This is a genomic window from Alcanivorax sp. HI0083, from assembly GCF_001635175.1.
The window spans coordinates 1-349 of record NZ_LWFX01000807.1; the positions used below are offsets into that span (position 1 = coordinate 1).

At 61.0% G+C, this 349-nt stretch carries 1 protein-coding gene; it reads right to left on the minus strand.

Going from position 1 to position 349, the window contains the following annotated elements; genetic code table 11:
- Positions 1–349 (minus strand): carboxyl transferase domain-containing protein (locus tag A3754_RS07830; protein WP_304439825.1); only part of this gene is annotated, 349 nt, incomplete at both ends.

The window sequence follows — 349 nt, forward strand, 5'->3', positions numbered from 1 at the left end:
GTAAGCACGCTGGCCGCCTGTTCGCCGCCCATTACCGAGATGCGGGCGTTGGGCCACATGAACATGAAGCGCGGGTCATAGGCGCGGCCACACATGCCGTAGTTACCGGCACCGAAGCTGCCGCCGGTGATCACGGTGAATTTCGGCACGGTGGCACAGGCCACCGCGTTGACCATCTTGGCGCCATGCTTGGCAATGCCCTCGGCTTCGTATTTCTGGCCGACCATGAAACCGGTGATGTTCTGGAGGAACAGCAGGGGAATCTTGCGCTGGTTGCACAGCTCGATGAAGTGCGCGCCTTTCTGGGCGGATTCCGAGTACAGCACACCGTCATTGGCGAGAATGCCCA